Annotated in this window: 7 protein-coding genes and 1 pseudogene; all 8 read right to left on the bottom strand. The window is 73.4% G+C overall.

From position 1 onward, the window contains the following. Nucleotides 1-120: pseudogene (locus ACZ3J7_RS40450) on the bottom strand (transaldolase); the annotation flags it as partial. A 46-nt stretch (nt 121-166) separates the two neighbouring features. Continuing rightward, nucleotides 167-1249: an aldose epimerase family protein gene (locus ACZ3J7_RS40445; protein ID WP_465628409.1), complete on the bottom strand. Its 1083-nt coding sequence runs from the start codon at nt 1247-1249 to the stop codon at nt 167-169. A gap of 125 nt (nt 1250-1374) precedes the next feature. Further along, a complete protein-coding gene (araA, locus tag ACZ3J7_RS40440) occupies nt 1375-2880 on the bottom strand; it encodes an L-arabinose isomerase (protein ID WP_465628407.1) in 1506 nt (501 codons plus the stop codon). A gap of 13 nt (nt 2881-2893) precedes the next feature. Beyond that, nucleotides 2894-3565, bottom strand: a complete 672-nt coding sequence (locus tag ACZ3J7_RS40435) for an L-ribulose-5-phosphate 4-epimerase (RefSeq protein WP_465628405.1) — start codon at nt 3563-3565, stop codon at nt 2894-2896. A 6-nt stretch (nt 3566-3571) separates the two neighbouring features. Beyond that, entirely contained in the window at nt 3572-5290 is a 1719-nt protein-coding gene (locus ACZ3J7_RS40430; protein ID WP_465628411.1) for a ribulokinase, read from the bottom strand. A 235-nt stretch (nt 5291-5525) separates the two neighbouring features. Continuing rightward, nucleotides 5526-6497 (bottom strand): galactofuranose ABC transporter, permease protein YjfF, encoded by a 972-nt coding sequence (yjfF, locus tag ACZ3J7_RS40425; protein ID WP_465628403.1) that lies wholly within the window; start codon nt 6495-6497, stop codon nt 5526-5528. Beyond that, nucleotides 6494-7576 carry an ABC transporter permease gene (locus tag ACZ3J7_RS40420; protein WP_465628401.1) on the bottom strand — a complete coding sequence of 361 codons (1083 nt, stop codon included), beginning with the start codon at nt 7574-7576 and terminating at the stop codon, nt 6494-6496. Before ACZ3J7_RS40420 ends, yjfF begins: the two co-directional genes overlap by 4 nt. A 73-nt stretch (nt 7577-7649) precedes the next feature. Then, on the bottom strand, nt 7650-9170 hold the full coding sequence (locus tag ACZ3J7_RS40415; protein ID WP_465628399.1) for a sugar ABC transporter ATP-binding protein: 1521 nt from the start codon (nt 9168-9170) through the stop codon (nt 7650-7652). Nucleotides 9171-9384: the final 214 nt, after the last annotated feature.

Raw genomic sequence — 9384 nt, 5'->3', positions numbered from 1 at the left:
GACGACGTGCTTCTCCTGCACCAGCTCGGCCAGGTTGCCGGAGTTCAGGCGCTCCCGGCTCAGGTCGTCGAGCCAGATCGCCACGCCTTCTTCGCCGAGGCGGTTCAATGCGTCGCTCATGGGGTCGGGTCCTTTCGTGCGTCCTGCGGGTGGTCGGGGGCGGCGGTCAGCGCCCGGCGGTGAACCGGTAGACCGTGGTGGAGCGGTACTCCTGCCCCGGGCGCAGGACGGTGGAGGGGTAGTCGGGCCGGTTCGGGGAGTCGGGGAAGTGCTGGGTCTCCAGGGCGATGCCGGCATGCGCCCGGTAGGGGCGGCCGGAGCGGCCGGTGACCGTGCCGTCGAAGAGGTTGCCGGTGTAGACCTGGAGTCCGGGTTCGGTGGTGCGGCACTCCAGGCGGCGGCCGCTGGCCGGGTCGGTGAGGACGGCGGCGGTCCGCAGGCCGGTGCCGTCCAGCACCCAGGTGTGGTCGTAGCCGGAGCCGGCCGGGTCGAGCTGCGGGTGGCGCAGGGCGAGCCGGTCGCCGAGGACGTGGGTGTCGCGGAGGTCGAAGGGGGTCCCGGTGACGGGTTCGACCGGGCCGAGCGGGATCAGCTCCGCGTCGACGGGGAGGTAGCCGGAGGCGTCGACGCGCAGCAGGTGGTCGAGGACGGTGCCGCTGCCCTCGCCGGCCAGGTTGAAGTAGGCGTGGTTGGTGAGGTTGACGACGGTGGGCGCGTCGGTGGTGGCCCGGTAGTCGATGGTCAGTTCGCCGTGGGCGTCGAGCAGGTAGCCGACCTCGGCGGTGAGCGCGCCGGGGAAGCCCTGGTCGCCGTCGGGGCTGTGCAGGCGCAGGCGGACGCCGACCCGCTGTTCCTCCTGGACGGCTTCGCCCTCCCACAGGCGGGTGGCGTAGCCGTCGGGGCCGCCGTGCAGGGTGTGCCCGGTGTCCTGGGTGGCGAGGCGGTGGACGGTGCCGTCGAGGGGCAGCCGGCCGCCGGCCACGCGGTTGGCGTAGCGGCCGACGGTGGCGCCGAAGTAGGCGCCGTCGCCGAGCAGGTCGGCGACGTGGGCGCCGCCGAGGACGACGTTGGTGCGGTGCCCGTCCCGGTCGGGTGCGTGCAGGGCTTCGAGGCGGGCGCCGAGGCTGAGCACCTCCGCCGTGACGCCGCCGGGGGCGCCGAACGTCCAGCGGGTGATCCGCCGGCCGTCGGGGAGGGTGGCGGTGTCGGTCTGGGTGATCCTGAGGGGGGCGGGTGCTCCGGACGGCACGGGAGGCTCCGTTCAGCGGGGGCGGGCGGGCTGGCGGACGGGCGGACGGGCGGCTGGGCGGGCGGGCCGGGAAAGCGGACGACGCCCGCGGGCGGACGGGCGTCGTCGTTCCTCGCTGCCGGGGGTCAGAGGCGCTGGGCGAGGCGGTGGTAGGCCTGGTTCCAGCGCAGTTCGCGGGTGAAGGTGCGCATGGTGGTGTCGGCGTCGATGACCACGAGTTCGGTGGCGAGCATCTCGGCGAGGTCGTCGAGCTCCTCGGTGCCGAGGGCGCTGGTGAGCACGGTGTGGTGCGGGGCGCCGGCGGTGAGCCAGGCCTCGGTGGAGGTGCGCAGGTTGGGGCGGGGCTGCCAGACGGCGCGGGCGACGGGCAGGTTGGGGAGCGGTTCGGCCGGGTCGACGACGTCGATCTCGTTGGCGACCAGGCGGAAGCGGTCGCCGAGGTCGGCGAGACCGACGACGACGGCGGGGCCGGGGGCGGCGTCGAAGACGAGGCGGACCGGGTCCTCGCGGCCGCCGATGCCCAGCGGGTGGATCTCGCAGGACGGGGTGGCGGCGGCGATGGTCGGGCAGACCTCCAGCATGTGCGCGCCGAGGATCAACTCCCGTCCGGGCTCCAGGTGGTAGGTGTAGTCCTCCATGAAGGAGGTGCCGCCGGGCAGGCCGGTGGCGGTGGTCTTGAGGGTGCGCAGCAGGACGGAGGTCTTCCAGTCGCCCTCGCCGCCGAAGCCGTAGCCGTCGGCCATCAGGCGCTGCACGGCGAGGCCGGGGAGCTGGCGCAGGCCGCCGAGGTCCTCGAAGTTGGTGGTGAAGGCGCCGAAGCCGCCGGCGGTGAGGAAGCCGCGCAGGCCGAGTTCGATCCGGGCGGCGTAGCGCAGCGCGTCGTGGCGCTCGCCGCCGGCGCGCAGTTCGGGGGCCAGCCGGTAGCGCTCCTCGTACTCCTGGACCAGCTTGTCGACGTCCGCGTCGGCGGCCTGGTCGACGGCGGCGACCAGGTCGTTGACGCCGTAGGTGTTGACGGAGACGCCGAAGCGCAGCTGGGCCTCGACCTTGTCGCCCTCGGTGACGGCGACGTCGCGCATGTTGTCGCCGAAGCGGGCGAGCTTGAGGGTGGCGAGGTCGGCGCGGCCGGCGGCGGCGCGGGACCAGGCGGCGATCCGGCGGGCGACCTCGGGGTCGCTGACGTGGCCGGCGACGGTCTTGCGGGCGACGCCGAGGCGGGACTGGATGTAGCCGAACTCGCGGTCGCCGTGGGCGGCCTGGTTCAGGTTCATGAAGTCCATGTCGATGGTGGCCCACGGCAGGTCGCGGTTGGCCTGGGTGTGCAGGTGCAGCAGCGGCTTGCGCAGCGCGTCGAGGCCGGCGATCCACATCTTGGCCGGGGAGAAGGTGTGCATCCAGGCGATCAGGCCGACGCAGGCGTCGTCGGCGTTGGCCTCCAGGCAGACCCGGCGGATCGCGTCGGCGTCGGTGAGGACGGGCTTCCAGATCAGGCGCACGGGCAGGCCGGTGCGGGCGAGCTGGTTGATGACCTGCCGGGACTGCTCGGCGACCTGCTGGAGGGTGTCGGGGCCGTAGAGGCCCTGGCTCCCGGTGAGGAACCAGATCTCGCGTCCGGTGAATACCTCGGTCACTGGTGGTTCTCCTTCACTGGGCAGCGGGGCGCTGGCCGTAGACGTTCTGGTAGCGGTGGTTGAGGCGGTCGATGTCGTCCTGGGCGATCGGCAGCGGCTCGCCGAGCTGGCGCGAGACGTGCACGGTGCGGGCGACGTCCTCGCACATCACGGCGGCCTTGACGGCGGCGCGGGCGTCCTTGCCGATGGTGAACACGCCGTGGCTCTTCATCAGGACGGCGGGCGAGCGGTGGCCGTCGAGGGTCTCGACGATGCCGCGGCCGATCGAGTCGTCGCCGATCAGCGCGAACGGGCCGACCGGGATCTCGGCGCCGAACTCGTCGGCCATCGCGGTCAGGACGCACGGCACCGGCTCGCCGCGGGCGGCCCAGGCGCTGGCGTAGGTGGAGTGGGTGTGCACCACGCCGCCGACGTCGGGGCGGTGGCGGTAGACGTAGGCGTGCGCGGCGGTGTCGGACGAGGGCGCGTGCCCGCCCTCGACCACGTTGCCGTCCAGGTCGCACAGGATCATGTTGCCGGGCGTCAGCGCGTCGTAGTCGACGCCGCTGGGCTTGATGACCAGCAGGTCCTCGCCGGGGACGCGGGCCGAGACGTTGCCGGCGGTCCACACGACCAGGCCGTAGCGGACCAGCTCCCGGTGCAGGTCGCAGACCTGGCGGCGCAGCGCGTCGATGGTGTCGCTCATGGGGTGTCAGTCCTCGCTGTCGTGGCTCGGGGCGGCGTGGCTCAGCGCGGTGTTGCGGATCGCGCGCAGGCGGTGCAGCAGCAGGTCCTCCCCGGTGCCGAAGTGCTCGTGCAGCAGGCGGTACTCGGCGTACAGGGCGTCGTAGGCGTCGGCGCGGGCCTGGTCGGGCAGGTAGGCGTGGCGCTGGACGCGGCCCATCGCGGCGGCGGCGGCCCGCACGTCCGGGTAGGCGCCGGCGGCGACGGCGGCGTGGATCGCGGAGCCGAGGGCCGGGCCCTGTTCGGAGACGGCCAGCGAGACCGGGCGGCGCAGCACGTCCGCGTAGATCTGCATCAGCAGGGCGTTCTTCTTCAGGCCGCCGGTGACGACGAACTCGGTGACGGGGACGCCGCCGGTCTCCAGGGCTTCGACGATGGTGCGGGTGCCGTAGGCGGTGGCCTCCAGCAGGGCGCGGTAGACGTCCTCGGGGCGGGTGGCCAGGGTGAGTCCGGCGATGACGCCGGAGAGGTGGTGGTCGACCAGGGTGGAGCGGTTGCCGTTCATCCAGTCGAGCGCCACCAGGCCGTGCGCGCCCACGGGTTGCGTCGCGGCCTTGCGGGTGAGCAGCTGGTGCGGGTCCTCGCCGTTGGCCTCGGCCTCGGCGAGGTAGTCGGCGGGCAGGCCCTGGCGCAGCCACCAGGCGAAGATGTCGCCGACCGCGGACTGCCCGGCCTCGTAGCCCCAGGCGCCCTCGGCGATGCCGCCGTCGACGACGCCGCAGATGCCGGGGACGTCGGCCGGGGCGGGGCCGTTGACGACGTGGCAGGTGGAGGTGCCCATGATCGCCAGCAGCTTGCCGTTGTCGACGGCCTGCGCGGCGGGCGCGGCGACGTGCGCGTCGACGTTGCCTGCGGCGACCGCGATGCCCTCGGGCAGGCCGGTCCAGGCGGCGGCCTCGGCGGTCAGCGAGCCGACCCGGGAGCCGAGCGCGGCCAGGCCGTCCGGGTGCTCCAGCCGGGTGCGGGCGAAGTCGGCGAAGTCGGGGTGCAGGGCGGCCAGGTACTCCTCGGACGGGTAGGCCCCGTCCTGGAAGACGCCCTTGTAGCCGGCGGTGCAGGTGTTGCGGGACTCCGCGCCGGTGAGCTGCCAGACGATCCAGTCGGCGGCCTCGATCCAGCGCTCGCACGCGGCGTAGACCTCCGGGTCCTCCTCCAGCAGTTGGAGCGCCTTGGCGTACTGCCACTCGGCGGAGATCTTGCCGCCGTAGCGGTGGATCCACTTCTCGCCCCGGGCGTGCGCGAGCGCGTTGATCCGGTCGGCCTGGCCCTGCGCGGCGTGGTGCTTCCACAGCTTGGGCCAGGCGTGCGGGCGCCCGGCCCAGGCGGGCAGCTCGGCCAGCGGGGTGCCGTCGGCCAGGGTCGGCAGCACGGTGCAGGCGGTGAAGTCGGTGGCGATGCCGGTCACGGCGGCCGGGTCGACGCCGGCGGCGGCCAGCGCGGCGGGGACGGCGGTGCGCAGCACCTCGCGCCAGTCCTCGGGGTGCTGCAGCGCCCAGTCGGGGGGCAGGCGGCGGCCGGTGCCGGGCAGGCGGTCCTCGATGACGGCGTGCGGGTAGGCGTGCACGGCGCTGCCGAGCTCCTCGCCGTCGCTGGTGCGGACCACGACCGCGCGCCCCGACAGGGTGCCGAAGTCCACGCCGACGACGTAGCCCTCCGGCTCGTTCGCCCGGTCGTGGTGGGAAGTCAAGCTCACTGTCTCTTCCTTGGCATGGGGTGGGGCGTGGGGGTGGACTGTGGCGGCCGCCGGCGCTCTCCGCGCCGTTGCGGGCCGGCGGCCGGCCGGTGTCCCGTCCTCGCCTGTTGGGAGGGCGCGGACGGAACCCGCGCGGGCCGCCCGGCGAGAAGCGGGCGGGCCGGTCGGCCCGGCGGGGTTCGGGGGCGGTGCCCGCGGGCCCTGCGGCGCAGGCGGCGGGGCCCGGCGGTCAGCGCCGGCGGGCGGTGCTCAGGCGCTGCAGGACGATGAAGACGAACAGCAGGGCGCCGATCACGATCCGGGTCCACCAGGAGCTGAGGGTGCCCTGGAAGCTGATCACGGTCTGGATCAGGCCGAGCACCAGCACGCCGAGCAGGGTGCCCAGCAGGTAGCCGGAGCCGCCGGTCAGCAGGGTGCCGCCGATGACGACCGCGGCGATCGCGTCGAGTTCCAGGCCGACCGCGTGCAGGCCGTAGCCGGACAGCATGTAGAAGGTCAGCAGGACGCCGCCGAGCGCGGAGCAGAAGCCGCTGATCGCGTAGACGGCGGTCTTGGTGCGCCGCACCGGCAGGCCCATCAGCAGGGCGGACTGCTCGCTGCCGCCGAGCGCGTACACGTTGCGGCCGAGCCGGGTGTAGTGCAGGACCACGAAGCCGGCGGCGACCACCAGCAGGGCGATCAGCGCGCTGGGCGAGACGAACAGGTCGCCGAGCGGGATCCGGGTCTGCGCCATCGCGGTGTACTGCGGGTCGGTGATGGAGATCGACTCGACGCTGATGGTGTAGCACAGGCCGCGGGCCAGGAACATGCCGGCCAGGGTGACGATGAACGGCTGGATCTCGAAGGTGTGGATGATCCAGCCCATCAGCCAGCCGCCGGCGGTGCCCGTCAGCAGGACCAGCGGGATGACCAGCAGCGGCGGCCAGCCGTGCTGTTCGACCAGCCAGGCGGAGACCATGGTGGACAGCGCCACCACCGCGCCGACCGACAGGTCGATGCCGCCGGTGAGCACGACGAAGGTCATGCCGACCGCGACGACCAGCAGGAAGGCGTTGTCGATCAGCAGGTTGAGCACGACCTGGCCGGAGAAGAAGCCCTCGTACTGCGCCGAGCCGACGCTGAACATCGACACCAGCAGGACCGCGGTGACCAGCAGCGGGATCTGCCCGCGCAGGCGGGTCAGCAGGGCGTGGGCGTTCATGCGCCGACCTCCCGGTTGGTGGGGGCCGCGGCGTGCGACCGGGTGGGGCGCCGGGTGCGGGTGCCGCGGGCGGCGAGCTTGGCGCGGAAGGCGGGCGACTGGATCAGGCAGACCGCGATCACCACGAACGCCTTGAACACCAGGGTGGTCTCCGGCGGGATGCCGATGGTGTAGACGGTGGTGGAGAGGGTCTGGATGATGAGCGCGCCCAGGACGGTGCCGCCGATGGAGAACCGTCCGCCGTTCAGCGAGGTCCCGCCGAGCACGACCGCGAGGATGGCGTCGAGTTCGATCCACAGTCCGGCGTTGTTGCCGTCGGCGGCCGAGACGTTGGAGGAGACCATCAGCCCGGCCAGCGCCGCGCACAGCGCGCTGAACACGTACACCAGGGCGACCAGGCGCATCGCCCGGATGCCGACCAGCCGGCTGGCCACCGGGTTGCCGCCGACGGACTCCAGCAGCAGGCCGAGCGCGGTGGAGCGGGTCAGCAGCACGGTGGCGAGCACCACCAGGGCGCTGAGCAGGATCGCGAACGGCATGGTCAGCCAGTAGCCGCCGCCGATCAGCTTGTACGGGTCGCTGGTGACGGTGATGATCTGGCCGTCGGTGATCAGCTGGGCCACGCCGCGGCCGGCGACCATCAGGATCAGGGTGGCGATGATCGGTTGGACCCCGGCCCGGGCGACCAGCAGCCCGTTGACCGCGCCGAGCAGCACGGCGGTGCCCAGCGCGATGCCGATCGCGCCCAGCACGGTGGCGAGGCTGCCCGGGTCGGCGGACTCGCTGATGTGCAGGCAGGCCAGGGCGCCGGAGATCGCGACGGTGGAGCCGACCGAGAGGTCGATGCCGCCGGTGGCGATCACCAGGGTCATGCCGAGGGAGACCAGGATCAGCGGGGCGCCGAAGTGCAGGATGTCGATCAGCGAGCCGTAGAGGTGGCCGCCCTGGAGCCGGACGGCGAAGAAGTCGGGGGTGAAGGCGAGGTTGGCGACCAGGAGCACCGCCAGCACCGCGGCCGGCCAGAACAGCCGGGAGCGGACCACCGCCTTCACCGGGCTCGCCGCTGTTGCCGTACTCATGCGCCCACCTCGCTGCGCTCGGCGGAGGCATTCGCCCACGCGCACCTGTCCATGACTCGCTCGCTCCGCTCACTCATGCGTGCGCTCCGCTCGCGATGGTGGCCATGACGCGCTCGGGGGTGAGCCCGCCGTCGTTGTCGAGCTGGGCGACCATCCGGTGGTCGCGCAGCACGCCGACCCGGTGGCTGAGCCGCAGCACTTCCTCCAGTTCGGCGGAGATGAACAGCACCGCCATGCCGTCCTCGGCGAGGTTCGCCACCAGCTTCTGGATCTCGGCCTTGGCGCCGATGTCGATGCCGCGGGTGGGCTCGTCCAGGATCAGCAGCTTGGGGTCGGTGATCAGCCAGCGAGCCAGCAGCACCTTCTGCTGGTTGCCGCCGCTGAGGTTGCGCACCAGCGCCTCGGGGTTGGCGGGGCGGATGTCCAGGGCGCGGATCCACTTCAGCGCGTAGGCGTCCTGGGCGGTGCGCGACAGCGGGCGGATCCAGCCCCGGGAGGCCTGGAGCGCGAGGACGATGTTCTCCCGGACGGTCAGTTCGCCGACCAGGCCCTCGGTCTTGCGGTTCTCCGAGCAGAACGCGATGCCGCGGGCGATCGCGTCGCGCGGGCCGCGCAGCGCGGTGACCGCGCCCTCGATCCGCAGCGTGCCGCCGTCGCTCTGGTCGGCGCCGAACAGCAGCCGGGCGGCCTCGGTCCGGCCGGAGCCGAGCAGCCCGGCCAGGCCGATCACTTCGCCGGGCCGGATGTCGAGGTCGTACGGTTCGACGGCGCCGCGCCGGGTGAGCCGGTCGGCCTGCAGGAACGCCGGGCCGGTGGGCGCGGCGCGTTCGCGGCGCTTGCCGCCGCCGAGCTGGTCGAGTCCGGCGAGTTCGGCGCCGATCATCCGGGAGACGAGTTCGACCTGGTTCAGCTCGCTGGTGAGGTACTCGCCCTCCAGCCGGCCGTTGCGCAGCACGGTCATCCGGTCGCAGATCTCGTAGACCTGGTCGAGGAAGTGCGAGACGAACAGGATCGCCACGCCCTGGTCGCGCAGCCGCCGCATGACGGCGAAGAGCTGGCGGACCTCGTCGCGGTCCAGGCTGGAGGTCGGCTCGTCCAGGATCAGCACCTTGGCGGAGACGTCGACCGCGCGGACGATCGCCACCAGCTGCTGGACGGCGATGGAGTAGCTGTTCAGCGGCGCGCTGACGTCGACGTCCAGGTCGAGTTCGCGGACCAGTTCGGCGGCCCGGCGGCGCATCGCCGCCCAGTCGATCAGGCCGAACCGGCGGGGTTCGCGTCCGATGAAGATGTTCTCCGCGACCGACAGGTTCGGGCAGAGGTTCACCTCCTGGTAGACCGTGCTGACGCCGGCCTGCTGGGCCTGCAGCGGCCCGGTGATCCGGACCCGCTCGCCGGCCAGCACCACCTCGCCGCCGTCGGACTGGTAGACGCCGGTGAGCACCTTGATCAGGGTGGACTTCCCGGCGCCGTTCTCCCCCATCAGGGCGTGCACCTCGCCGGGGAAGAGCCGGAAGTCGACCCCGTCCAGCGCCACCACCCCGGGGAACTCCTTGCGGATCCCCCGGACTTCCAGGACCGGTTGCTGCCGCACCCCGGTTCTCCTCTCGTGTCTCCCGGGCCGGGCCGCCCGCTGGCGGCCCGGCCCGGCCGGGGGGGGGGGGGCCCCGGGGGGGGGCCCCCCCCGGGGGGGGGGGGGGGGGGGGGGGGGGGGGGGGGCCGGGGGGGGCGGGCGGGGGGGGGGGGGGGGGGGGGCCGGGGCGGGGTCGGGTACGAGCCCGTGGCATGGTCCATCGGCTGATCATCGG

The organism is Kitasatospora sp. NPDC015121, assembly GCF_055562955.1.
Note: the sequence above shows the minus strand (reverse complement) of the source record. Positions and strands in the feature narration are given on the sequence as shown.